This window comes from Frankia torreyi, assembly GCF_000948395.1.
GTDB classification, from domain to species: domain Bacteria; phylum Actinomycetota; class Actinomycetes; order Frankiales; family Frankiaceae; genus Frankia; species Frankia torreyi.
On record NZ_JYFN01000042.1, the window covers coordinates 35,590 to 59,326 of the forward strand.

The window sequence follows — 23,737 nt, forward strand, 5'->3', positions numbered from 1 at the left end:
TCCGCGTCGGTGGCGGACGGTCGGGCTGTCACGGTCGCCGTATCCAGGTGACGGCGAGGAACCTCGCCGTCTCTCGTGAGCGCGTGCCGCCGGCCGGGAAGATTCTTCGCCCGAGGCGGACGGTCGGTGCGGCCAGCGCGCCGTATCAGAGGTGAAGGGGCCGACATCGGCCATGGCCGCGGGTCGTGTGGCCTGTAGAGCGAACTGGAAGGAAGTGCTGGGCTATGAACAGGGAGACCGCTCTGCTGGTGGAGGACATCACGGCCCGTGTGCAGCGCGCGGTCGGCGCCGGTGACTATCCCGCGATCGTGGGCCTGCACGGCGAGCGGACCCTGATTCTGAGTGACTACGACTACCTGTTCAGCTGGGCGACCGCGCTGGAGTTCGAGATCCGTTCCGCGGCTCGGGCGCAGGCGATCGGAACCCACCGCTGGGTGTTCGCCGTGCCGCAGGTCTGGTTCGACGATGGGGAGATCATCCAGGCGAGGCCCTTGTTCACGGCGCCGTTGCAGCCGGGAGAGACGGAGACGATCACCTGGATGAGCTGCGACGCGGACGACGGTGTCGACTACGGCCGGGTCCAGTTCGCCCGTCGTCCCGGCGGCGAGCCGGTGTTCGACGACGCCGAGTACTTCGACTTCCCGGTCCAGGCGCTCAACCGGGCGCCGGGTGCGGCGATGCACCGCCTGTTGAACGCGGGCATCCCTGATCTTGCCGCGCNCCNCCCGCGCTGAACACCCGCCACGATCACCAGCCCTGGTGGGATCTGTGCGGGACCTCGTGGGTGTTCTGGTAGTAGGCGAGAAGGTCCAGGGCGTGGGCTGCTACCAGGATGTCTGCGACGACCGGATCATCCAGTGGCACCGGTTCGGCCGCGAGTGAGTCCAGGATCGTGTCCAACGACGCGGGCGGGAGGTCAGCGGCGGCCAGCCCGCGGAGGAAGTCGCGGTAGCGATACCGCAACTCGGGCCGCAGCTGGGCCGCGAAGCCGTCCCCAGCAGGATCGGGATCGTGGCTGGCCGGGTCGTCGGTCGCGGAGGTGAGCGCGACGGTGAACTCGTGCAGCGACGGGTCGGCGAGAGCGGAACGGATCTCGGCGAGCGCGCCCTGGCCCAGCCCCCGGATCTCAAGAAGGACCTCGTCGGGAACAGCGGCGATCTCCTGCGCGGACACGAACGAACCCTGCCGCAACAGGTTGGCCGCTCGTGCCGACAGCCGTGCGTACAGCGCGTGGACGGGTGTCTGCTCGGCGGGCAGGTCCCGTAGCCGCCACCCCGGGACCTCGCCGGCTCGCAGGACCTCCCGCAGCTGGTCGGCGAGCCGGTTCTGACCGACCACGAGGATCTCCCGGGACTCCACCAGGCCGTACACCATCGCGTCGAGTCCGGCCCGGTCCGGGTACTGCTCCAGGATCCTCGACGAGCGGGCCCCGTGGCCGAGGAACTGCGGCGCGATGATCATCAGGGCTTCGTGGGCGGACGTGCCCGCAGGGCCGTTCCTGTCACCGGTGAAGTACACCAGCCGAGGGCCAGCACCGACGGTTCCCTGGCTCACGGGGACGCCTCCAGACCTCCACGGCCAACGCCGTTCACAACGCCGTTCACCCGACGTGAATCACGGCAACACGGATACTGAGNCAGATTGTGACACCATGCTCGCCACCGGTGCCGCCTCGGTGACTTCGAGGCCGGCCCGATCCCCTGTGCTGCTCGCCGATCGTCGATGAGCTGCTGGGCGTTAGCCGCGGAAGCCTGAGCACTGCGAAGCTCGATTTTCGCCGTCCAGTCGCTGGGCGGGGTGGCTCAGACCAGGTCAGGCGTGGCCGTCGTGGAGGTAGGTGGCCTTGCCGCGTTCGAGGGCGGTGAGGGCGGCTCGGGTTCGGCGCCATACGTAGGGACGCAGCAGCCGCGCGGCTTCGATCGGTGGGCAGAAGCGGACGGCGGCGAGTTCTGGGTCGACGGGACGGAGCGCGTGAGCCCTGTCGGCGCGCAGGGTGCCGCCGTCGAAGACGAAGGCCAGGAGGTCGTCCCAGGGTCCGTGTGGGGAGACCCAGTCCACACACAGCAGCTCGCCGACGGGTAGGTCGAGGTCGAGTTCCTCTTTGAGCTCGCGGCGGAGGGCGTCGCGGGGGGGTTCGTTGGCCTCGGCCATCCCGCCGGGGAGGTCCCAGTCGGGTTTGTAGGTCGGGTCGACCAGCAGGAGGCGTCCGGTTTCGTCGCGGATGACGGCGTCGGCGGAGACCCGTTTGCGGGCTTGCCGGGCGTTGCCGGCGGCGAGGTGGGCGAACTCGGCGTCGACCCGGTCGCGGTAGCTGTCCTCCCATTCCTGTGCGGTGCTCATGACGCCTCGACGGCTCGGGCGGGCAGCGTGGTGGCGAGGTGGCTAAGGAACTCGTCGACGGCGGGTAGGCCGAGGTGCGGTTCGAGGCGGCGACCAAGCGCCCGCACGTGGTTGACGACGCGGTCGGAGTCCAGCTGCGTGGCGGCGTCGAGGACCCGTATGCCGGCGTCGCAGGTTGCGTCGAGGTCGCCGCGCCCGAGGTGCACGGTCGCCAGCGTGAGGTTGGTGAAGGCCCGGCTACGGGTCCGGTCAGGTGTGCGCAGCTCCAGGACCCGCAGCGCCTCCCGTTCGGCCGCGGTCCAGTCGTGCAGATCGCGCAGGCAGATGGCGGCTTCGGCGGCGAGCGCCGCTTCGTCGAACGGGCTGAGCCACTCGTCGCCGGGGGGCACCGCGCGGGCCAGTTCTCGCTCGGCGTTGCGCAGCGCGGCCTGGCACGCGGCAGATGCGCCCGCCAGGGCGTTGCCTCGTGCGGTCATGGCGTGCAGGCGGCTTCGCAGGGCCCCGTACCGGGGGTCATCCGGCACCAGCGCGAGGCCCGCCTGGGCGAGCCGGACGGCGTCGCGAGGGTGGCCATTTTCCAAGGCTAGTTGACTCTGGCTGACGAGCGCCTGCGCGCTGAGCGCCTGGTCACCGGCCGCGGTGGCGAGGCCGAACGCTTGGACGAAGTGCTGGGCCGCGAGGTCGCCACGGTCGTCGTCGTAGGCCAGCCNCCCCGCCATGTCGGTCAACGACGCAGCCGCCGAGAAGATCACCGAAGGCGGGTACTGGTGGCCGACCAGCTGCGGAGCCACCTCGGTCTGGAGGAACCTGACTACCACCGGGTACAGCCGACCGCCACCGAGTTGGCGGTCGGCGGCACGGAACGCGAGCGTGGCCGAGCGGATCGTGTCGAGCGTTCCTCCGGCCGCCGGGACCGGCGGTGACAGCTGCCCGCTGGACCCGGCGGCCGGCGCGACGGTCACCGGCGTCGGCCGGGGCCGGCCAGGGAGGTCGAACCACAGCAGGTGCGGCGGCATCCGCAGGGTCCGCGCCCAGTGCGCCAGCCGGTCGAGATCACGGATCGGCGGGCCGCTCTCGATCCGGCTGACCTGGGCCTGCGTCAGGGTGAGCCACCGGCCCAGCCGTTCCTGGCTGATGGGCCGAGGGTGGTGGGGGTGCAGGCGGTAGGCCGCGGAGACCCGGCCGATGTGCTGGGCCGCGAAGGCGTCACGCATCTGGTCGGTGTGCCAGAACCGCTCCGGCACGTCGGGAGCGGTGTCCTGCGCTCTGCGGCTGTGGCCGATGCACCGGGCACACAGGGAGTCGGTGTTGTCGCGCGCCAACCGACCTCCGCACGAGCCGCAGTAGCGGCTCGATGCGGCGTTCATGACTCGTCCTGCTCCCACTTGTGGCCGTCCGGGTGCTATGTGCCAGCAGTGTAAGTCCAGATCGTGTACGGCCGGTGCGATCTCAACCGCGCGACGCATGAGCGTCATACAGGAACCGGCATAGCCCATCCTGTCTGGCCTGCGGACGCTTACGCCACGCGCCCGGGGCCGAGTCGACCACACCTCCTCGGCCTCGGGCGCGAGCCAGCGGCCAAGCCTGCATGGAGGTAGCCGTGGACAGCGGGCCGATCCCGATCCTCCCGACCAGCAAACCGGCACGAGCGGTGTACGGCTACATCGGCGTCGACCACACCGACGAAGCCGTCATCGACCGCCTGCACGACCAGCTCGCCGACCACGCCCGCGAGGAAGGCATGAACCTCGCCGAGGTCTTCGTCGATCGCTGCGTACCGCCGGGGCGTCTCGTCCGACCCGGCCTCAGCGTCCTGCTCGACACCGTCCTGCGAGCGCGCGGCGATGTCCTCGTGATCGACGTCGACCACCTCTCGTCTCTGCCCGCGGTGCGCCGCGCCATCGAGGTCGAGATCGAGGTGCTCGGGGCACGTCTCCATACCGTCACGGCACCCCGCGCTGACCAGCACCAGGTCACGCCCCAGAGCCAGCCCGCTGCATGGCGGACGATCACATGAGCCACCTCCCGCCAGCGGCGGCTCCGTTCGCCGTCCCCACGGCTGTGACCAGCACCGGCTTCCGCACGACACCCAGCCGGCCCACGACCGGCCACGTCGCTGTGGCTCGCCTTTTGCCCTGCGACGCGGCGGTCCCCGTCGTGCGCGCGGAAGCCGTCGAGACGCTGACAGCATGGTCGGTCGACGGGCAGGCCGTCGAGGTCGCCGCACTGGTCTTGTCCGAGCTTGTGACCAATTCCGTGCGCGCTAGCCGCCCGGAAGACGAGTTCGTCGCGGTCCGGCTATCCACCGCCAGCGGCGACGTCCTGGTCGAAGTATGGAGCCGACCCGACGTCCCCCTGCCTACGGTGCAGCGACCGGACGAGGACAGCGAAACGGGCCGAGGGCTGGGCCTCGTCGAGGCGCTCACCGACCGGTGGGGATCCTATAGGGCGACCTCCGGCGGGATCGTCGTGTGGGCACGGTTTCCCGGCGCTATTGTGCCTGTTCAGCGCCGCCGCGATGAGCCACCGCTGCCCGAGCGCACCCCACGACCCGTGCCCGAGCCAACGGCCGCCCCGGCACGCGCGCCGGGCCTACCGGACATCACCTTCAGTACGGATCCCGCGGTCGTTGCGCGGGTTGCGGAGCGCCTGCGTGCGCTCGACCCCTGGTACTAACTTCCCACCCCGTGTGGCAACTGACCGGCGGCGAACACCGGCCCAGAGCGTTCCGAAGCCGAGCGGACGTTAGCCGAAATCGGATCACACCGACAGGTGGGCGTTCATGGCGCGGGCCTGCTCGCCGAGTTCGGGTAGTTCCACGACGGTGACGCCGGCCTGGGTGAGGAGTTCGTAGCCTTGGCAGTCGGCGACGAAGAAGGCTGGGTTCGCGCCAGGCGATGACCACTCGCGGGATCTTCGCTTCCAGGATGAGCTGGGTGCAGGTGCGTGGCCGGGACTTGCGCAGGGAGCAGGGTTCGAGGGGCGCCAGCACTGCGGCGCCCGGTAACGGCTCGAACAGCCGCGAACGCACCGGTGGTCTCGCTAATCGCGGTTCGCGCAAGTCGCCGAGCAACCCACGCTCGGACAGGTGCGTGAGCAGCCGTCGTCGGTGCAGTCCGTCGTCGTGTTTGACCCGGCGACGTCGGTCACCGGCACCGCCCGGGTACCGAGGTCGAACAGGTCCGCGGTGAGACGGTCAAGAACCGCCGCGTCCTCTGACATGAGAACTCTCCTCACGATGGGCCATCGCAGCGGCGGCCAGGTTAGACACGGACTGCGACGCGTCGCTACCCTTTGCGGCCGGGGTGTGACAGCTCTAGCTCAACTGTGACAGCCAGAAGTCGCATTGGTTGGCCAATCTGGCGATTGCGGCTACTGGACCGGGGCGCGGCCAGGAAGCCGTCGCAGGCGACACGCCCAGGTCTGAACACCCCGAGCGTCGGTCCTGCACGGCGGAGGTGGCTATGCCAGAGATCGATGGCAGGCATACACAACGCCCATAGACATCGTCACCAGGAGTCCTAGTCTGCGCCGATAGTGATGCGCTGCGGACCAGGAACTGAGTGGGTGGAGATGGCGACGGCACGGATTAGCTTGCGCGAGGAGCAGGACGATCTTCGTTCCCGTATGCGGGCTCTGGGGATGGGGCACGGTGAGATCGCGGCTGAGTTCGCGAGGCGTTACCGGTTTCGGCCTCGTGCGGCGTGGCGGCATGCCCATGGCTGGACGTTGAATCAGGCCGCGCGCCGGGTCAACGATGTCGCTGCACGCACCGGATACGACGAGGATGGGCGTGCTCCGATGACCGGGCCGCGCCTGTGCCAGCTGGAGCAATGGCCGGCCCGGTCCGGATTGCGGCCCACCCCGCGCGTTCTCGCGCTGCTGGCGGTGGCCTACGGCGCTCCGGTAGGCAGTCTCCTCGACATCGATGACCACGAGAACTACACGGCCGCTGATCGCCTTGTCCTGGACACGATGACCGGATCGGGCACGCCGACCTCGACACCGCGCGCCACCCTCTCTGAAATCCGGAGCGAATCTGGCGTTCGGCGCACTGGTGAACCACGTGACGGTAGTCTGGAGGTGAGAGATCGTGAGCTTGTCCGCAGTGCCCATGGGGTGGTTGTCGTGCCCGTTGACCGGCGCGGCTTTCTCGCGGGAGCCGGTCTGGTCGCTCCGCTCGCGGCGATGGAGCCCACCCGCCACACGGTGACGACGTCGCTCGCGCCCGACGACGGCGTACCAGACGTTGACGAGTGGCGAGCGATCGTGCACGACTACAGCCTCAGCTATGGCAGCGACCCTGCCGCCGACCTGTTGCGTCGGCTCGACGCCGACCTGTCGATCCTCAGCGGAGTCGCACGAGACGAGACCGACAGCACGGTCGTGCGCGAACTGCGCCGTATCGGGGCCCTGCTGGCGGCTTTCACGGCACATGCCACGGCGGACGTCGGTGACTTGGCGTCGTCTCGTCGCTGGTGGCGCACCGCGAAGCGGGCAGCCGACGCTTCGGGTGATGTCCATGCGCGGCTGTGGACCCGCGGGCGTGAGATCGTCCGCGCGCTGTACGAACAGCGACCCGTAGCGGACGCCCTCGGCCTCGTCGCCGAGGCCGACGCGGTCGCTGCCAGCGTCCACGCGCCGCCCGCGGCGGTGCAGGACTACCTCGACGGGAAAGCGCGTGTTCTCGTCAGAGCGGGACGCGTCGAGGAAGCACGAGGCGTCCTGACCGAGGTGCAGATCAACTTCGAGCGCCTGCCGCCCGAGGTTTCCGGGGACACCGCCTCGTGGTTCGGGTGGTCCGAACGTGCCCTGCATCTTGCCGAGAGTTACACCTACTCTCACCTCGGCGACTGGACCCGCGCCGACGGGGCCCAGACCGCCGCCTCGCGTCTGTTTCCCGTCGAGAACCGACGCGGCCCGGTTCTGGTCGACCTCCAGCGTGCGCTGTGCCAGATCCGCAGTGGAGACATCGACGGCGGGATCGACCAGGCGTACACCGCGATGACCGCCTTGCCGCGCGCCCAGTACAACAGTCCGATCGTCCAGGTCAGCCGTGACGTGGCCACCGCCGTGTCGCCCACCGAATCGGGTCGCGAGAATGTGCGAGCGTTCAGGGCATACCTCCGCGATCTTCAGGTTGCCTAGCCGCTAGGCGCCACCCGGCCGGCTTCCCGCCGCTGCGCCCCATCCGCGTCCTGGTAGCTACGCTCCGTCTACCGGTTCTGGTCGGCGCGTAGCAGTGTGGCGAGCGGTTCGAGGGTGGTCACGAGTTCGTCGAGCTCGTCGGGCCCGAGGCTCTCGTACGGCTTCGCGGCGAGGTCGTCGGTGAGCGCCTCGACCCGCTGCCTGACGGCGCGGCCCGTTTCGCTTAGGCAACCGTCATCTCCGATCAGGTTGCGAGCGCGCATCCCGTCGATCACGGCGGCGAGCTGCGCTGGGGGGAGGTGGTGGATGCGTCCGAACTTCTCCGCAGGCATGTCCACGCCGAGGGCGTAGAGGACGTGAGCCTCCAGACCGCCGACACCTTCGATCATCAGGGCGGCGATGTGCCCGTCGCCACGGTGCTCACGCAGCAGGGAAGCCGCATGGAAGAGGCGAGCCACCACGTCATCGGGGATCGGGATCGCGCGCAGCGCGGCGTACATGGGCCGGCCCTCGAACGGTGCGCTGGTCGCAGCCCTGAGCAACAGTTCGGCGGCCCGTGCGAAGGCGGGCGAGTCGACGTGATCACCGAGGATCCGCCGCAACGCCTTCACACAACCCATCTGACGAGCGGCGATCGCCGCTTCGGGCGTGGTCGTGTCCCACACCTTCGGGATGTGGCGGGCGACCTCGCCGGGAGCGAAGTTGTAGAAGAGCGCGTCCACCACCTCCGCCGGGACGAGACCCAGAGGCGCCGCCCGTCCGGCGAAGTAGGTATCCCAGTAGCTGGTGAACCCCAGGGCGAACATCGCCTCATTGGGTTCGTCGGCCGCGTAGGGGATGACACCGATCGGCTCGACCAGCTCGAACATCCGGCGTGCCATCGAGTTCATGACCTGATTCTCCTGCTGCCCAGCGCATCGTGCGGACACTCACGATCACTTAGACGCCTGGTCCCCGCGAAACTCATCGATGGGCGTGGCCCGCTCGACCGGGCGGACCCCCCGGAGGCCCTGGCCGTCCGCGACGTCTCGCCGCACGAGCGGTGGGCGGTCGCCCGCGGCGCCTACCTGCCGCCGGCGCCGGGGGCCCACGGCCAGCGGGAGAAGCCCGTATCCGCCGCGGACGGTCGAGTCGACCCCCGCCTCGTATCAGGAGTGAAAGGGCCCAACGCCGGCCACGGCGCACACGTCGGTGCTGGTCATGGTCGGGCTGAGGGTTCGTCCCGGCTGGTCCCTGCGGGCGGGGCGTAGAGCGTGAATTCGTCGACGCGTGCCAGGCCCGCGTTTTCCAGCGCAGCGAGGCATGGCTGGCGATGGGATGGCAGGACGGCGCGGACGACGGCCGAGCCGCCGAGGGCGCCGTGCCGGAGGGCCGCGTGGACGAGGTCGTTGCATGTGGCGAGCTGGTCGGCGACGGCCAGGTTGTGGTCGGTGAGGATGTCGGCGATCAGGAGTTCGGCTGGCTCGCCGTTGTGGCCGGTGGCGAGGGGATAGAGCAACGCTGCGGCGGCGGGCTGACGTGCGGGGCCGGTGAGCAGGAGGCGGTCTGGCTGGTAGCGGCGGTCCTGGCTCCAGCGCCGCAGCGTGTCCGTCGCCGTGCGCGGGTCCTGGTCGGGGTAGGTGGCGGCGTAGAGCCTGCCGAGGTGGCGGGCGAGATCGTGTGGGGTGGTGTCCTGGGCGGTCCAGACGGTCGGCGGCGGCGAGGCGGCCCCTGGTGGCAGGATGGGTCCGCGAAGCAGGGTCGGTCCGGGAACTCGCTGCCAGCCGGCGTGGGTGAACAGGGCGTGAGCGTCGGGGGCTGCGCTGGGGATTTCGGCGGTGGTGATGGCCGGCAGCGTGGCGGCTTGGCCGTCGGGGTGGCAGATGGCCGCGAGGAGCCGGTTGCCGAGGCGGTGGCCGCGGTGGTCGGGGTGGACGACGGGGCCCCACAGCCGGCCGGTGCCGGTGGGGACGTAGGGCCATCGCAGGGCAATGGCGCCGATGAGCTGGTGGTGCTCGTCGCGGGCAATGACCAGGGACGTGGGTGGCTGGCTGTTGGTGGTGTGTAGGCGGGAGGCGACGAGGTCGGCGGTGACGGGCCGCTGGTCGGTGCGGCCGTGAATGGACTGGTAGCACAGGTCGGCGAGTTCGGTGTCCAGGTGGGAGTCCGTCTGGTAGTCGACGCGGTCGACTCGGAGGGCCATCAGTGACCGGGACGGGCTTCGGCGCGCAGCCGCACGATCGTGCTCGCGGTGGCGGACAGGCGGCGGGGGTGGGCGGCGAGTGCGGCGGACGGCGGGGCCGTGTCGTGCTCGACGTCGATGATGGTGAGGCCGGCGTGGGCGACGGCGTCGACCAGAGCATCGATGGTGGTGAACGGCGCGCGTCGGGTGGGCCTGGACCAGGTTCGCTTGGCCGCGGCCCAGCGCTGTGCCGCTGTGGCGGGCTGGCAGGCGAGGGTTGTCGTGGTCTGGAGGAGGCGGCCGAGGAGGTCGTATTCGAGGCGTTGGTCCGGGCGGGCGGTGAGCCGGGTCGTGTAGCAGAACCTGCCACCAGGACGCAGGACGCGGTTGACCCCACGTAGCAGTTCGTCGACAGCCGCGCGAGAGGGAAACAGGGACAGCAGGCCATCGGTGACGAGAACGTCCACCGTAGCGAGGGACTGCGGCCAGCCGCGCGGGCCGGCGTGCTGCTGATCCATGGGTCCCGTGGCGGGTGGCGCGGCGAGGTCGCGCTGTTCGGTGGTGAGGTCAAGCCCGAGCCGGAGGGCGGCGGCGGTGTTGCAGGCCAGGGGTGTGGCGCACCGATCGATCAGGTGGACACGTGGCGGATACGGCAGGGGGACACGGGCGAGGGNGGNGAGCATCGTGTCGTCGGCGGCGCCGGCGATGACGACGTCGAGTGGGCGGATCGCGGCGTCCGGGTGGCTGGACAGACTCGCGGTCAGAAAGTCCTGGTGCCAGCCAGGATGGCTCTTGATCCCGAGACGGCGACAGACAGACCAGGCGGCGTGGTAGCCGAAGCAGCCCGGCCGGCAGGTGCGACGCGCCTGCCGCCACTGGCCGACAGGCCGACGGAAGTCGGGCGGTCGAGCTGCCGAGGGCTTGGCGGGTGGCTGGGTGGGGGTCATGGCCGGCGGGTGTGGATCAGGTGGTAGAGGCGGGCGATCTGGCGGTAAGGGTCGCGGCTGCCGGAGGTCCACTCGGCTTCGATCACGGTGTCGAGGTCGGGGCCGGGCGGGGTGTCGCCGAGGTGGTCGGTGAAGACGCGAATGCCGTGCCAGGCAACGGGTTCGGTGCCGGCGGCGGTCAGCAGGTCCTGGATGTGGCGGGGGTCGTCGCCGCGGCTGGGGACGCCGAGGTTTCCGATCTCGGTCACGGTGGCGCGGCGGGATTCGTCGTCAAGGAGGGTGAGAGTGTCGTGCCAGCGCCCTTGGAGACCGGCGCGCAGGGCGAGCGCGGTGGCGTTCTTCCCGACGACAGAGATCGTCCCGCCGGGGCGGGTGACGGCGGCCAGGACGTTCAGAAGCGGAGCCGGGTCGGGCAGGTACATCAGCACGCCGTGGCAGAGCGTGGCGTCCCAGTCGCCACCGACGAGCCCGGCGGCGTCATGCCCGTCGCCGAGGATCAGGGTGACATGGTCACGGGTCGTGCCGGTTTCGGTGAGCAGGTTCTCCTCGGCCTGGCGCAGCATGTCGGGGTCCGGGTCGCAGATCGTGACCTGGTAGCCGAGCCGGGCCAACGCGATGGCCTGGATACCGTCACCGCCGCCGAGGTCGAGGATCCGGCCGGGCGGGTCGGGCAGGTAGGTGCGCAGGGCGCGAGTGACGAGACGCTGACGGATGATGCCCCGCAGGGTGGCAGTGTGGGTCTGGTAGGCGGGAACGAGCGCGTGGTCGACGGCTCCCCGAACCCAGCTGTTGTCCGAGGCGTGCGCGCCAGGGTCGGTCATCGGTTCGGCTCCTTCACCAGGCAGGCGGGTGTCGGTCGAGCGGCGGCAAAGCCGTGGGCGGCCAGGTAGGTCTGTGCGCGGGCGGCGGCCTCACGGACAAGCGGCCAGTGCTGATGGGCGAGCCTGGCGGACAGGTAACGGTCCGCGATGAGCTCGGCCAGCTCGGGCACGCGGAGGTGGTCGATCTTTCCGGCGCGGTGCAGGCAGCGCAGGGCGAACAACGCGGGCACGGCGGCCTCGATGACGGCCGGGTCAGGGGCGGGCGCGCCGGCGAGCCAGCGGCGACAAGCGTCGGCGCTCATGACCTCCCAGACGACAGTGTCGCCGACCTGTCCGCGTTCGCCTGACGTTGTGACCAGGTGCGCCACCCGCACCAGACCGCGGCGAGGCAGCTGTGGTCGCTCTGCGGTGATCAGCCCGACGGGCAGATCCAGCCCGTCGCGGACCGCACGCAGGTGGTCCGCGAACGCGGCGACCGGCTGTGAGGACCCGTGGACCGGGAAGATCCGATCGTCCTGTGGGGCGGTCATGTCGTCGGTCCGTGCTCGGCGTAGTAGCGCTCCAGTAGACCGCTGGACTCCAGGATGCGGTCGGTCAGGGCGACGTTGTGCCCGGCCGGGTAGCGGTCGCGGTACTGGGACAGGGCGATGGCGCCGAGAGCGAGGGCGGCCATGACGACGTCGGCGTAGCTGTTGGGCAGCGACTCGGCGTGGTGGAAGTTCAGCGGATAGCCGTCCGCGAGGACGGTGACCGTCGCGCCGCCGGGCCGGTGGTAGCGCAGGCCCGCCGTGACGGGGAGGACCGTGGCGTCGTCGGCGATCTCATCGAGTGCCAGTTCCCGGGCGCGGGAGGTGACACTGGCCAGGAAGCAGTCGCCGCGTAGGCCGTCCAGATGGTCGCCGCGCAGCGACGTGCTCCCGGTCGCGCCGACGACCAGAACCGGCTGGTGGGTGGCGAGCAGACGGCGCACGGACCGGCCGGTGGTGAAACCGGCCTCGTGGGCGGCGACCAGGCGGACCATCTCGCTGTCGTGGACCGCGACGCGCATCCGCCGGTCGCGCAGCACCCGGGCGACCTGCTCGCCGATGCGGCCGTACCCGAGGACGACCGCCGGTTTGCCTTCCCACTTCTGCTGCGGGAGCAGCGTGAGCAGGTTGCGGACGGCGGCGTCGGCGACGCCGTAGGACTCGATCGTGGCCTTCAGCCGCGACTCGGCGACGGAGAACACCGGCACCGGAAGCGCCGGGCCGAACCGGGCGAGCTTGGCGATGCCCGAGGTCGTCTGCTCGACCAGGCCGAGAAACCGGCCCACCAGATCGGGGTACTCGTCGAGCAGAACTGGAAGCAGGTAGCCGCCGTCGTCGATCAGGACCGGCCGCCGGCCAGCCGCGTCCGCGCGAGCACAGTGGCCCGCGATCGCCAACGGGGCCGCCCGCCAGTCCGCCACGGTGACGCCCTGGGCGCGCAGGTGGGCGTCGACACGCTGGGTGTGCCGGTAGGCGTACCGCTTGTCGAGCACCGTCATCGCCGCCGGGGCGACGCCCAGCGCACACAACGCGTCGACGAGCACCAGGAAGTCGGTCATGTGATGCACCGCCAGCACCGGCGCCACATCGACGAGCACCCCGGCCGGCTGCCAGCCGGCCAGCCGCGACGTGAGGGGCATCTGGGCATGCAGGTCGGCCATCTCAGTCGCCGTGAACGGTAGAGCACCCACCGCCGTCAGCAGGCGCCCCTGCCCCCGTCCGCCGAGGTCACCCGGGGCGAGGATCGCCGCGGTCAGCGTCAGCCTCTGGCCGGACTGTTCACTGCCTGCGGTGAGGACCGCCTCGCCGTCACCCGGCAGTCGCAGTACCCGCGCCCCCGGCATCCCACGATCCACATGTGCCTGGGGCAGCACGGCTTGTACACGGCCGACGGCGTCGTCGAGGTGCCGTTCACGACTGTCCGGCTCGTCGCGACAGCTCACTGTCAACTGCGCACGGCCACAGATTCCTGCTTCGTGCCGGCGCTGGTCGGGCGGTGCGGTGGCAGGCGATCGAGGGTGCACGGTTGGCGTGGTCAAGAGCGGGGTCACGGCCGGACCCCGAGTACCGGGGCCCGGACGCCGAGCGCACGCAGGCCGAGCGCACGCAGATGGACTGCGTCGCCGGTCGGTTCGGCGCGGACGAGCTGTCTCGGAGGGATGCAGAGAACGGGCGCGGTCATCGACGGGTACTCCTCGCGGTCACAAGGGCGGACACGGCAGCGGCGGTATCGGCGAGGCTGCCGGTGGTATCGAGTCGGCTGATCGCGATGCCGGCCGCGGCGAACTCGTCGCGGATGCCTGCGGCCTCGCGCTGCCAGCGGGCGAGCCGGGCACGCAGCAGCCGGGGCGCGTCGCCCCGTCTGGGTTGAAGCACACCGCCGCACCGGCCACAGCGCTGCGCGTCCTCGTCGCTCGCCTTAGCAGGCAGCCGCGGGTCCCGCACGGGGTCACGTTCGCAGCGATGACAGACCCGCCGCTGCACGGCACGGCGGCGCAGTGTCACCGCGTCGACCGACAGCTCGATCGGCAGGACCACACGGCCAGGCGCGAGGGAGGCAAGCTCGCCCAGCAGCAACCGGACCTGTCGGCCGCTGCCCGGGAAGTTGTCGAAGATCACTACGTGTGCGCCTGCGGCGCGCACCACCCTGTCGAGATAGCGGCGAAGCGCGGTCGCGACCGTGACGTCATCCATCCAGCCCAGCGGCCCGGCGCCGCCCGCGGTCGCAGCAAGCCGCCCCGCCGGCACCTGCTCACGCAGCCTGAACACCACGCAGTTCGGCGCCTGGCCAAGTCGACTCGCCAGCGTCGACTTCCCTACCGCGGGTGGCCCGAGCATCGGCACCGCTACGGCGAGGGGCATCGCCATCCACCCCCTTTCTGCTGGGAATCTCCGCCGGCGCGATTCGATGTGGTCCTGTGCCCGTGTCGGACCGGCTCCATGGAGTGCGACATCCTGAGCGTGAAATTCAGCGGCGGGTAGTGGCTATACCGCGATCCGGTACACCTTCATGCGCATGATGCATGGACACAGTCACGGGCAGTGCTAGCGTTACTCCGCTGATCGTCCGCCCGCACACATCGCTGGGGAGGCGGCTCGGGATGACGCGCCCGTTACGCGGCTGCGCGCGGTGCGGCCACCGCCTCGCCGCGGACAACCTGGGCCCCGTCTGCGGACCCTGCCAGCGGACGGCCACCCACACCCGCTCCGCGCCGCCGAAACTGCCAGCCGAGTTCTGGCAAGCCGATCAGATGCGTGATGCCCTCGCCAGCTGGCACCTGGGCCGGGTGATCCATGCCTACCGGACGCACCCGCACCACCGCCAGACCCTGTCTCAGGAGCTCGTCAGTGGCTGGCTAGGACTCACCCAGCCGCAGCTCAGCCGCCTCGAAAACGGCCGTGCCCCGGAAGAGCTGTCCAAACTGATCCACTACAGCGACGTCCTCGGCATTCCCGCTGGCCTGCTCTGGTTCGACCGCCCTGGCGAACCTCGCGCTCGGGCGCCGTTCTGCGAGCCTTTGCCGACGGTCGCGCAAACCTCTCTCCTCGGCGTTGAGATGGCCGACGATGGGGACGATGCGTGGCGGGTCGTCGCGGAGGTCGGGGAGGTGGTCATCGTGGCTGTGGACCGACGGACATTTCTGGCCGGCGGCGCCGCCGGAGTATGGGCCAAGGGCACCACGGCACTGCCCGCGTCGCGTCCCGAGGTGGCGCGGAACGTCGTCGTCCATCTGAACGCCCAGATCGACGGGTTCTACGCGGCCGAAGCTGCGCTCGGGCCTTACCCGGTGATCCCTTCGGTACTAGCGCAGCAGAAGCTGACGAACCACCTGACCGAGACTGCCAGGAGCGAGGATCGGCAGGATCTGCTGCGTACGGGCGCGGCGTACGGCGGGCTGCTGACGTGGCTATACCAGGACGCCGGCGACCTGGCCGCGGCCACGGGCTGGGCCAACCAGACCCTTGAGTTGGCACACAGGGTCGGCGACACCCAGCTCATCCGGCACGCGCTGGTCAACAAGGCGATGATCTTCACCGATCGGCGCGACGGACGGGGGACCCTCGATCTGACCGCGGCGGCCTTGGCGGACCAGACGCGGCTATGCGCCAAGGTCCGGGTACAGGCCCTCCAGCAGGCAGCTCACGGCCACGCGCTCGTCGGTGACCGGACGGCGGTTGACGTGGCCCTGGATGAGGCTGCCGCGGTGCTACCTCGGGTGGACGACGACTATCCCTGGTTCAACGCCTGCCGGCGGACCCCCGGCTACATCGAGGCCCAACGCGCGACCTGCTACAACCGCCTCGGCCTTGGCGCGGCGGCACGGACGCTGTGGGAGGAGGTCATCGCCGGGCTTCCCCCAGCGGCCCGGCGCGATGCTGGCGTGTACCGGGCACGGCTCGCTGTCTCCTGTGCCCAGGCGGGCCAGCCCGAAGCGGCAGTCGAGGCCGTCGGCCAGGCCGTCGCGGTCGCCGTCGAGACCGGCTCGGCCCGCCTGCGCGGAGAGCTGCACGCCGTGTGGCGACAGCTGACACCGTGGCACGGCACCCAGCCGGGGCATGAGGTGGCGGAACTGCTGGCGACACTTGAGGAGGACTGAGGATGGTACTGCGCGACCCGCTCCGGGCCGAGGACGTCACCAGGCGGCTGAGCCAGCTGGGCGGCTGGGAGAAGGACCCAGACCGCGAAGAGATCCACAAGACGTTCCGCGTGGAGTACTACACCGCCGTCCAAGCGATCAATGACGTGATGGTTCCCGCCCAGCGACTCCAGCACCACCCGGACATCGACCTGCGCTGGGAGACGCTGCACTTCAGCCTCACCACCTACAGCGCCGGCCAGAAGATCACCGAACTGGACTTCCTGCTCGCCGAGCAGATCGACCAGGTCCTGGCCAGATACACAGCCGCAACCGGCTGAGCCACCACGCACCAGGCGTGGCGACGGTGCGACGTCTACGAGGCTGAGGCTGGGGCTTCCCGTCGCGTGCCGGGCCAGCTGCGGGTCTCGTTGAGGGCTTCTTTCGCGCGGATGGCGTCGGTGAGATCGATGCCGAGGCGGTTGGCGATGGAGCAGGCGAAGATCAGGATATCGACGAGTTCTTCGTCGACGCTGCCGACCAGTTCACCTGTCAGCGTGCGTTGTCCGTCGTTCTTGCGGACGGCGCGGGCGAGTTCGCCGGCTTCCTCCATGAGGCGCCAGGTCTGGTCGTGAACTGTGCGACCGGTGAAGCCTCGTTCGGTTTCCATCTCGGCGACGTAGCGCTGGAGGTCGGCGAGGCTGGCGTCGGCGGCGAGGGGCTGCACGGAGGTCCCTTTCGTCTGTTCGGGTTTGGGCGGGCTGGTGTCAGAGGGCGAGGGCGAGTTGCCGGGGGTCGGGCCGGGCGGCAGGAAGGGCGGGAGGTCGCCAGCCGGCGCGCAGGGCTTCGGTGTGCCCTTCGGTGGCGGCTGTGACCTGCCGGATAGTTGTTGTGGCCTGGCCGGGCAGGAGGGTCGCGACGACGGTTCGGCTGGCCGGTTCCCACGACCAGGTGCCGCATACCTCGCCGTCGAGGAGGACGGTGGGGAGGGCTTCGCCGATCTGGTTGAAGGCCTGCCGTGGGGCGAGGTCGGCGAGGTAGCGGGTGCGGGTCTCGGCGTAGGCCTTGAGCGCGACGTCCTCGTGGGCGAGCATTTGCAGCCCGGTGGTGTAGGTGTCGGGGTCGGCCGCGTTGAACTGGTCGTAGCGGTCGGCCGCCATGTAGGCCGGGGACGGGCTCCAAGGGGTGGCGACTTCGAGTAGCGCAGTCTCGGGGTCGTCGAGTGCGTCGAGGACGGCGGTCTGGGAGAGGGCGGACCACCAGGTCGCGTCGCCGAGTGTTGCTGGCCCGTATCGGTCGAAGTAGGCCCGCAGGAGCATGCGGGTAGCGCTCCGCGGGTCGGGGTCGAGATCGAGACCGGGGTGGAGCTGGCTGGTCAGACCGAACATGCGTCGTTCGGCGTTCCAGCAGCCGGAGGCATTCAGATAGGTGAGCGTGCCCGACTCCCAGGCAATCTTGACCGCGGCCCGGACCGCGGCCGGGCTGGTGGGAGCGAGGGCGTCCTCGATACGCCGGTGCGGTAGCGGCCCATCCGCGAGCAGTTCTGGCAGCTGCGCACGGATCTGGGTGAGGACATGGTCAGGGACGCCGGCGTTGTACGCGCGGCGGGTGGCGTCGCGCAGCCGGTAGTGGACGGTGGCCCGGTGCGCGGCGGCGGCGAGATCCACAGGGAGGAGATGCAACGTGCGGCGCATGCAGCGCAGCGTGATGAGCCCAGGGGATCGACTGAAGAGCGACAGCGCCACCTCGGGGTCTTCGGCGCGGGCGAGGACGGTCGCGAACGGGGACGGCAGGCGGGCCGCGTGCAGCCCGAGCGCTGCGTGGCTGATCTGCGCGGCAGAGGTCAGCCGGCGGCGAGGGTGCAGCCCCTGGCGGGACAGGGTCCAGTTCCAGAGCCGACGGGCTTGGACGTCGGTGAGGGTGACGGCTCCCACGGTGCGCGGGCGCCGGCTGATCACCAGGGCACGGTAGCAGCGGGCAGGGGTGGGCTGGTGGTCACCCCTGGGCGCCCCAGTGGTCCTCGACGAAGCCGCGCAGCCTGCGGTAGGAGTCTTCGAGTTCGGCCCACTGGTCGGGGCTGCCCCACCAGTGGCGGTCGTTGTGGTGGATGTGGAACTTCGACCAGTCCCCGTCCCAGTCGGGCTGAGTGTGTAGGCCGCGCATGGCATGGCGGTCTGGGTCGGCGTAGACCTGGGTGCCGGGCAGTGGGACGAACCGGAACAGCGAGACGCGGGTCAGTGACGACCCCAGCTCGCCGAGCAGGCTGATCGTTTCGTCGGTTGTCTGCCGGTTCTCGCCCGGGAAGCCGTGGATGATGAACGCTTTGGCGCCGATCCCGGCGTCGGCGGTCGCTGCGAACGCGGCCTTGATCTCGGCGCGGGTGGTGTTCTTGCGCATGGCCCGCAGGAGTGGTTCGCTGCCGGACTCGACCCCGTATTTGATCTCGATGCAGCCGGAGGCGGCCATTGTCTTCAGCAGGGCCGCATTGACGGTGTCGACGCGGGATAGCGCCGACCAGGACAGGTCCAGGTCGGTGACCGCGTCGCAGATGTCGGCGACCTTCCGCTTGTTGACGACGAAGTTGTCGTCGACGATCGCGAACCCGCCGATGTGGTAGCGGTCCACGAGGTGCGCCAGCTCGGTGTACGCGCTCGCTCCGGAGCGATATTGGATGCGGGTCTGGCCGGCGGCGCAGAACGAGCATGGGAACGGGCAGCCCCGGCTGAACATCACGTGTGCCATCCGCACGTCATGGCCGGCGAGTCGGTCGGTCATCACGACGTCCTCCACGGGCAGCAGGTGTCGTGCCGGCAGCGGTAGCCGGTCGATGTCCCGTATCAGCAGACGGGGGAGCCCGGATTGGATCTGGCCGTCCTCGGCCCAGCGGGTGCCGGCGATCCCGGTGACCGGCAGGCCGGCGCTGGCGCGGGCCAGCACGTCGAGGATTGTCTCCTCGGACTCGCCCACGCAGACGATGTCCGCGGCGAAGTCGCGCAGCGCGTCGTCTGGGTAGAAGTTGGCGTGCACGCCACCAACCATCACGAGCGCTTCTGGGTCGATCCGGCTGTGCGCGCGGGCCGCTGCCATGAAGCCGTAGGTCGCTGAGGAGGCGAGGCTGAACCCGACCGCCTCGAAGCCGGTGAGGTCGAGGGCGAGATCGTCGGGTCGTACCTGGACGACCGCCACCTCGTGGCCGGCGTCTTCCAACACCGCGGCCAGGTAGAGCGCTCCGAACGGCGGGAACTCGCGGCGACGTTCCCGGAACCGAGCCATGTCGTAGACCTCGGGGTAGAGCAAGGAGACACGCATCGCGGACACCTCCGGAGAGTTCGTCCTTCGGACGAGCGAGGGGATAGCCGAATCAGAAAGGCGGGTGGCACCTGGTACCCGCGGCTCGGGACGTGGAGAGCCGGCCTATACGCAAAATTTCGGCCGGGTGCAGCCTCTTCAATCGAGCCAGTTCCTCGGGCGGCCAGCCGCCCAGCAGCGCGGTGACGGCGGCGTGCACGATGGGAGCGAACACGGCGATGCCCCGGTCCGCAGACCTCCGGTCCGCAGTCGGGATCAGATGCGAGTTACAGAGAACGAGGTCGTAACGATCGCGGGCTACATAAAGGTCGAACCGATGGCGACGCGCGAAGGAATCGCGGGTGTGGGAGTCCTTCTCCCGGACCAGCGCGTCGCACTCCGCCAAGGACAGTCGGGTGAGCGTCTGTGAGACCAGGCACTTACGAGCACGTGACGGCGGGTCGGACTCGATCCAGATCCGCACCAGCGGACCCGGTGCGAGCCAGGCCAACGCCCACGTGTCGAACACCGTGCGCCGCCGGCTGGCAGCCAACTCCAACAGCCGCCGGTCCAACTCCTCGTCCGCGGCATCACCTGCTCGGGCCCTCTGAATCTCGTTGTACCGCTCCAGCCAGGCCCTCTCCGCCGTGACGGGCGTGCCGAGGATATCCAACAGCACCTCGGTTGCCGAGACATACCCATAGCCCAGCTCGCTGGCCAACAACCGAGCATGAGTGGTCTTGCCCGCAGCCGTCAGGCCGGCGAATGCCACATTCGCGCCATCAGGAAGAATCTCTTCCGTCTTGGCGCGGTCGGCGGTGCTCATCGGGAAGACGGGAAGGAATCATGCGAACGAGCGCACTCGGACACGAACGAGCCGTCCTTTCACGCAGCGACACGGCGTCCCGAGCGTCTGTCCAAGCGAGGAACATGACTATGCCAATAAGCGGTAACGGCCATGCGGGACACGCATAGACACCGCAAGCCTCAGCGCGCGAAGATTCGGGTTTTGGGCACTCCGTCTCGCCGACGGTGCAGTACGCGACCGCGCTGCGCGGGTGTCATGGATGATCTGGAGCTGGCCGCATCGGCTACGCCGTGCTGCCCGTGTCGCGGGCACCCGGATGTCCTCGGCCAGGGACGCGTACGAAACGGTGATCCATGCCGATCCTCTCGCCCTTGCTGCTGGTCGACGGGCACAACCTGCTCCACCGGGCGCCGTCGGCGTGCCGGAGCGTGGACCGTCCGGCGGTAGGTGCCGCTCTTCTGCACGCGTCCGATAGTTCTTTCGAGCTACACGACGTCTTCCTATCAACCAGTCACCTTCTAGCCGTAACGAGTCAAATCGTGCTGGGTCGCCGTTCCAACTGCAAAGTTGGAACGGGTCTGGGCGGGTCTGGTCGGGCAAGCTGGAGGTACGGTCCGCAGCGGGACCGTGACCCATCGGCGCCGGACGTTGCGAGGTGGACGCGGTGGCTCCTCGTCACAGACCTGGCAATCGCCGGCCGCTTGGCCGGCTGGCCAACGGGGTGCTCCTCGCGGTCGTCGTCGCGGTGCTGGTCTCCTGTTCGGACGGCGGCTCGACGCCTGGTGCGGCTGGCACGAGCAGCGCTGTCTCGTCGACCGCGCGGGCGAGCGTCACGCCGTCGCCGACGTCTGCGGCCGAGGTCGCGAGCAGCGAGGCGGTGGCCGCGTACCTGGGGATGTGGCGGGCGACCGCGGTCGCCAGTCACACGTCGGACTGGCAGTCTCCTGAGCTGTCCCGCTACGCTTCGGGCGCGGCACTCCAGGTGATCACTGGCACGCTGTATGCCGACCGTTTCAACAAGGTCGTCTCCAGGGGCCAGTCGGTGAACCAGCCGACGGTGACCTCGGCTGACCCTCCTGCCGCGCCCACGACGGTCCTGCTCGCGGACTGTGGGGACGACTCGGGGTGGCAGAAGTACCACGCCGATCCAGGTCAGCCGGATGACGGACAGCTGGTCGCTGGATCTTCCGGTGGCCGCCGGCAGATCACCGCCGAGGTGAGGCTCCACCAGGACGGTGCGTGGCGGGTCACCCGTTTCGCCGTGGGGTCGGTGGGCTCGTGCTAGCCCGGATCGGGGGCGTCCTCGCCGTCGTGGCGGCCGTGTGCATCGGCGGTGTTGCGTCCGCGAACGCCGAGTTGCCGCCAGCCACAGGTCCGGATGATCAGGGTTGGTATGGCTCGGTGAACTGCGATCAGAACCCGCATCCGGGCTGCGAGCTGTTCGCGGGCGGGGGATCTTCCCCGGCGGCGCCAGCCGCGCCACAGGGCCCTGCGCCCGGCGCCGGTGGCGGGGGCCAGGGCAGGGGCGCTGCGCCGGGCGACCGGAATCTGACGCCGCCGGAGACGGCGAAGTGCGCCTACGTCCGCAGTGACTACCAGCCGCCAGCGGGTGGTATGCGGCCGGTTGTCTATGAGCGGCCGGCGAGTGGGGGTCTGGTCGTGCGGGCCGCGGTGGCGCGTTCGGGGCTGTCGGTGGAGGCAGTGGCGTCCCAGCCGGGCCGGGGTCCGGGAGCCTGGTACCTGTACCAGTGCACGACCGATGGTGTCCGCGACGCGCTGTACCGGCCCCCGGTCTGGCTGGCGGACCCGCCAGTCCCCGGACCAGCGGTCGATCCGGAGGCATTGGCAGCCCAGGCCCGCGACCATCTGGGACTCGTAGGTCCGGCGATCTCGATGAGTCCGGTTCGCGATCAGCTGGTGCAGCTGCCGACGTGGCTGTGGCTGGATGCGGCCGGGTGGAACCAGGTGGCGGCGACCGCGGCGGCGGGCGGGGTGTCGGTGACCGCGGTCGCCAGACCCGTTTCGGTGAACTGGTCTCTGGGGGACGGCGGGACGGTGACCTGCACGGGGCCGGGCACGCCGTTCCCGGCCGGGGCCGATCCGAAGAGCGCATCGCCGGACTGTGGCTATACCTATCGTCACCGCTCGTTGGACGAGCCGGGCGGGACGTTCACGGTGACGGCGACGGTACGCTGGGACGTGACCTGGGCGGGTGCGGGCCAGGCCGGCGCGTTCCCTGGGCTGACGACCACGTCGACGGTTCCGGTCCGGGTGATCGACATTCCTGCGCTCACGACGGGCGGGGGCTGAGGATAGGCCACGTCCAGGCACGGCGCCCGGCGGGCGGCACCGGGATTCTGCGCTGAGGATCTAGCATTGATGGAGAATTCGCCTCCCGGACCGGCCGGGCGGGGATTCTGCCCGTGCGGGCCGAGCTGACCTGGCGAGTGTGGTCGCGCCGTGGCCGGCGGTTTTGCTACACAGGTCGGGATCACTGGCCGCGAACTTGCTGGGTGGCCCGGTAGATTGCGGGGAGATCCGATCCGACCGGCGGTGCCCAATGGACGCCTCGAAGCCGGAAATACTGGCGTGTGGGTCCGGGCGGGGCGGAAATGGGCCGGTGGAGGGTCGGCTGCGGCGGTCGGCCGACCGGCCAACGAAGCGCGCTCCGCCAGCTACACCCTTGCTGACGCCTATACTCACGGGGCGTTGTAGGGGGCGTTTGTAAATGGGCGGCCAGCCCTGGGAGTTCGCCTCTATCTGAGCGGCGCTCCAAGGGGTGCTGCCCGGACCGTGAGCAGCGGATCGCCGGCCTCGGCGGTGCCAGCGGGGCCTGCCCAGCGAGAAGTGGGCCCTGGTCAGCCGCCCTGCCTTAGAGCGTGTCTTGTGTGGCCGGCCCGGGTACATATCTGATCATGGATGTGATGGAGAACAGCCTCGCTCAGCGGCTGGTCCCGGATGATCTGTGGGAGCTGGTGGAACCGTTGCTGCCCCGGTTCGAGTCCCGTCATCAGGGTGGGGGGACCGCGCCGCTCGAGGACCGGGTGGTGTTCACCGCGGTGGTCTACGTGCTGACCGCGGGCTGTGCCTGGCGGCATCTACCCACCGAGTTCGGGGTGTCGGTGCCCACGGCGCACCGGCGGTTCCAGGCCTGGACCCGGGCGGGCGTGTGGCCCCGGCTGCACCGGGCGATCCTCGACGCCCACGGGATCGTCGGGCAGGTCGACTGGTCGTCGGTGATCGTGGACGCTGCCAGCCTCCGGGCGAAAAAAGGGGAACTCTGACCGGTCCCAATCCGGTCGATCGCGGCAAAGCCGGCTCGAAAATTCATGTCCTGACCGACGCCGACGGCCTCCCGCTGGTCGTGGCGGTCTCCGGGGCGAACCTGCACGACAGCCACGCCCTCATCCCGCTGGTCGCCAGCATCCCCGCGATCCGGTCCCGGCGTGGGCCGCGGCGACGCCGACCCGCCAAGCTGCGGGCCGACAAGGGCTACGACTACCCGTACCTGCGCCGTTTCCTACGCCGGCGCCGCATCGCGGTACGCATCGCCCGACGCGGCGTGGAGAGCACCGAACGTCTCGGCCAGTACCGGTGGAAGATCGAACGGATGATCGCCTG

22 protein-coding genes and 1 pseudogene are annotated in these 23,737 nt (G+C 70.1%); 9 read left to right on the forward strand and 14 right to left on the reverse strand.

The features are described from left to right. Window positions 1–747: 747 nt before the first annotated feature. Together FF36_RS22055 and FF36_RS22060 are read right to left on the reverse strand one after the other, a co-directional pair. The gene (locus tag FF36_RS22055; RefSeq protein ID WP_128423359.1) at window positions 748–1,554 is read right to left on the reverse strand and encodes a DNA-directed RNA polymerase subunit alpha C-terminal domain-containing protein; all 807 of its coding nucleotides are present in this window, start codon (window positions 1,552–1,554) and stop codon (window positions 748–750) included. A gap of 258 nt (window positions 1,555–1,812) precedes the next feature. Continuing rightward, a complete protein-coding gene (locus tag FF36_RS22060) occupies window positions 1,813–2,340 on the reverse strand; it encodes an NUDIX domain-containing protein (RefSeq protein ID WP_044887045.1) in 528 nt (175 codons plus the stop codon). Window positions 2,341–3,940: 1,600 nt separating this feature from the next. Between FF36_RS22060 and FF36_RS22070 the strand changes: the two genes are divergently transcribed. Further along, window positions 3,941–4,357, forward strand: coding sequence for a recombinase family protein (locus FF36_RS22070; protein ID WP_044887046.1), 417 nt, complete (start codon window positions 3,941–3,943; stop codon window positions 4,355–4,357). After that, window positions 4,354–5,016, forward strand: a complete 663-nt coding sequence (locus tag FF36_RS22075; RefSeq protein ID WP_082122128.1) for an ATP-binding protein — start codon at window positions 4,354–4,356, stop codon at window positions 5,014–5,016. Before FF36_RS22070 ends, FF36_RS22075 begins: the two co-directional genes overlap by 4 nt. 84 nt (window positions 5,017–5,100) lie before the next feature. Here FF36_RS22075 and FF36_RS41530 read toward each other — a convergent pair. Continuing rightward, window positions 5,101–5,323: pseudogene (locus tag FF36_RS41530) on the reverse strand (dCMP deaminase); the annotation flags it as partial. A 611-nt stretch (window positions 5,324–5,934) separates the two neighbouring features. On the opposite strand from FF36_RS41530, the gene FF36_RS22085 reads away from it, so the two are divergent. Beyond that, window positions 5,935–7,488 (forward strand): NsdA family TPR-like regulatory protein, encoded by a 1,554-nt coding sequence (locus tag FF36_RS22085; protein ID WP_206778471.1) that lies wholly within the window; start codon window positions 5,935–5,937, stop codon window positions 7,486–7,488. A gap of 68 nt (window positions 7,489–7,556) precedes the next feature. Here the strand turns inward: FF36_RS22085 and FF36_RS22090 are convergent, their stop codons facing one another. The 7 genes from FF36_RS22090 to FF36_RS22120 all read right to left on the reverse strand — a co-directional run bounded on the left by FF36_RS22090 (window position 7,557) and on the right by FF36_RS22120 (window position 14,305). Continuing rightward, complete coding sequence (locus FF36_RS22090; protein WP_044887049.1) at window positions 7,557–8,378, reverse strand: SCO6745 family protein; 822 nt, start codon at window positions 8,376–8,378, stop codon at window positions 7,557–7,559. Window positions 8,379–8,686: 308 nt separating this feature from the next. Continuing rightward, window positions 8,687–9,670, reverse strand: a complete 984-nt coding sequence (locus tag FF36_RS22095) for a GNAT family N-acetyltransferase (protein ID WP_044887050.1) — start codon at window positions 9,668–9,670, stop codon at window positions 8,687–8,689. A 922-nt stretch (window positions 9,671–10,592) separates the two neighbouring features. Further along, on the reverse strand, window positions 10,593–11,417 hold the full coding sequence (locus tag FF36_RS22105; protein WP_044887052.1) for a methyltransferase: 825 nt from the start codon (window positions 11,415–11,417) through the stop codon (window positions 10,593–10,595). Beyond that, on the reverse strand, window positions 11,414–11,947 hold the full coding sequence (locus FF36_RS22110; RefSeq protein WP_052681297.1) for a hypothetical protein: 534 nt from the start codon (window positions 11,945–11,947) through the stop codon (window positions 11,414–11,416). Before FF36_RS22110 ends, FF36_RS22105 begins: the two co-directional genes overlap by 4 nt. Next, complete coding sequence (locus tag FF36_RS31680; RefSeq protein ID WP_052681299.1) at window positions 11,944–13,287, reverse strand: Rossmann-fold NAD(P)-binding domain-containing protein; 1,344 nt, start codon at window positions 13,285–13,287, stop codon at window positions 11,944–11,946. The genes FF36_RS22110 and FF36_RS31680 overlap by 4 nt, the downstream gene beginning before the upstream one ends. A gap of 203 nt (window positions 13,288–13,490) precedes the next feature. Next, a complete protein-coding gene (locus tag FF36_RS40090; protein WP_255355731.1) occupies window positions 13,491–13,625 on the reverse strand; it encodes a hypothetical protein in 135 nt (44 codons plus the stop codon). Then, entirely contained in the window at window positions 13,622–14,305 is a 684-nt protein-coding gene (locus FF36_RS22120; RefSeq protein WP_044887053.1) for an AAA family ATPase, read from the reverse strand. The genes FF36_RS40090 and FF36_RS22120 overlap by 4 nt, the downstream gene beginning before the upstream one ends. 389 nt (window positions 14,306–14,694) lie before the next feature. On the opposite strand from FF36_RS22120, the gene FF36_RS22125 reads away from it, so the two are divergent. Next, window positions 14,695–16,041 carry a helix-turn-helix domain-containing protein gene (locus tag FF36_RS22125; RefSeq protein WP_242422735.1) on the forward strand — a complete coding sequence of 449 codons (1,347 nt, stop codon included), beginning with the start codon at window positions 14,695–14,697 and terminating at the stop codon, window positions 16,039–16,041. Between the two features lie 2 nt (window positions 16,042–16,043). Then, a complete protein-coding gene (locus FF36_RS22130) occupies window positions 16,044–16,361 on the forward strand; it encodes a 4a-hydroxytetrahydrobiopterin dehydratase (protein ID WP_044887054.1) in 318 nt (105 codons plus the stop codon). 35 nt (window positions 16,362–16,396) lie between these two features. Here FF36_RS22130 and FF36_RS22135 read toward each other — a convergent pair whose 3' ends face one another. Genes FF36_RS22135 through FF36_RS22150 form a run of 4 tightly spaced genes read right to left on the reverse strand, consistent with a single transcriptional unit; the run spans window position 16,397 to window position 20,134 of the window. After that, window positions 16,397–16,747, reverse strand: coding sequence for a MazG nucleotide pyrophosphohydrolase domain-containing protein (locus tag FF36_RS22135; RefSeq protein WP_052681302.1), 351 nt, complete (start codon window positions 16,745–16,747; stop codon window positions 16,397–16,399). Window positions 16,748–16,787: 40 nt separating this feature from the next. Then, window positions 16,788–17,978, reverse strand: coding sequence for a DNA glycosylase AlkZ-like family protein (locus FF36_RS22140; protein ID WP_044887055.1), 1,191 nt, complete (start codon window positions 17,976–17,978; stop codon window positions 16,788–16,790). A 37-nt stretch (window positions 17,979–18,015) separates the two neighbouring features. Further along, window positions 18,016–19,329, reverse strand: coding sequence for a B12-binding domain-containing radical SAM protein (locus FF36_RS22145; RefSeq protein WP_128423362.1), 1,314 nt, complete (start codon window positions 19,327–19,329; stop codon window positions 18,016–18,018). 52 nt (window positions 19,330–19,381) lie between these two features. Then, window positions 19,382–20,134, reverse strand: coding sequence for a cytidylate kinase family protein (locus FF36_RS22150; RefSeq protein ID WP_044887057.1), 753 nt, complete (start codon window positions 20,132–20,134; stop codon window positions 19,382–19,384). Between the two features lie 646 nt (window positions 20,135–20,780). On the opposite strand from FF36_RS22150, the gene FF36_RS22155 reads away from it, so the two are divergent. From FF36_RS22155 to FF36_RS41540, 4 genes are all read left to right on the forward strand, one after another. Continuing rightward, window positions 20,781–21,401 (forward strand): hypothetical protein, encoded by a 621-nt coding sequence (locus tag FF36_RS22155; protein ID WP_095212067.1) that lies wholly within the window; start codon window positions 20,781–20,783, stop codon window positions 21,399–21,401. A 632-nt stretch (window positions 21,402–22,033) separates the two neighbouring features. After that, window positions 22,034–22,426, forward strand: a complete 393-nt coding sequence (locus FF36_RS38720; RefSeq protein WP_242422737.1) for a hypothetical protein — start codon at window positions 22,034–22,036, stop codon at window positions 22,424–22,426. A 578-nt stretch (window positions 22,427–23,004) separates the two neighbouring features. Continuing rightward, complete coding sequence (locus FF36_RS41535) at window positions 23,005–23,400, forward strand: transposase (protein ID WP_110431498.1); 396 nt, start codon at window positions 23,005–23,007, stop codon at window positions 23,398–23,400. Then, window positions 23,286–23,737 (forward strand): transposase (locus FF36_RS41540; protein WP_157871734.1); only part of this gene is annotated, 452 nt, incomplete at its 3' end. The genes FF36_RS41535 and FF36_RS41540, both read left to right, overlap by 115 nt.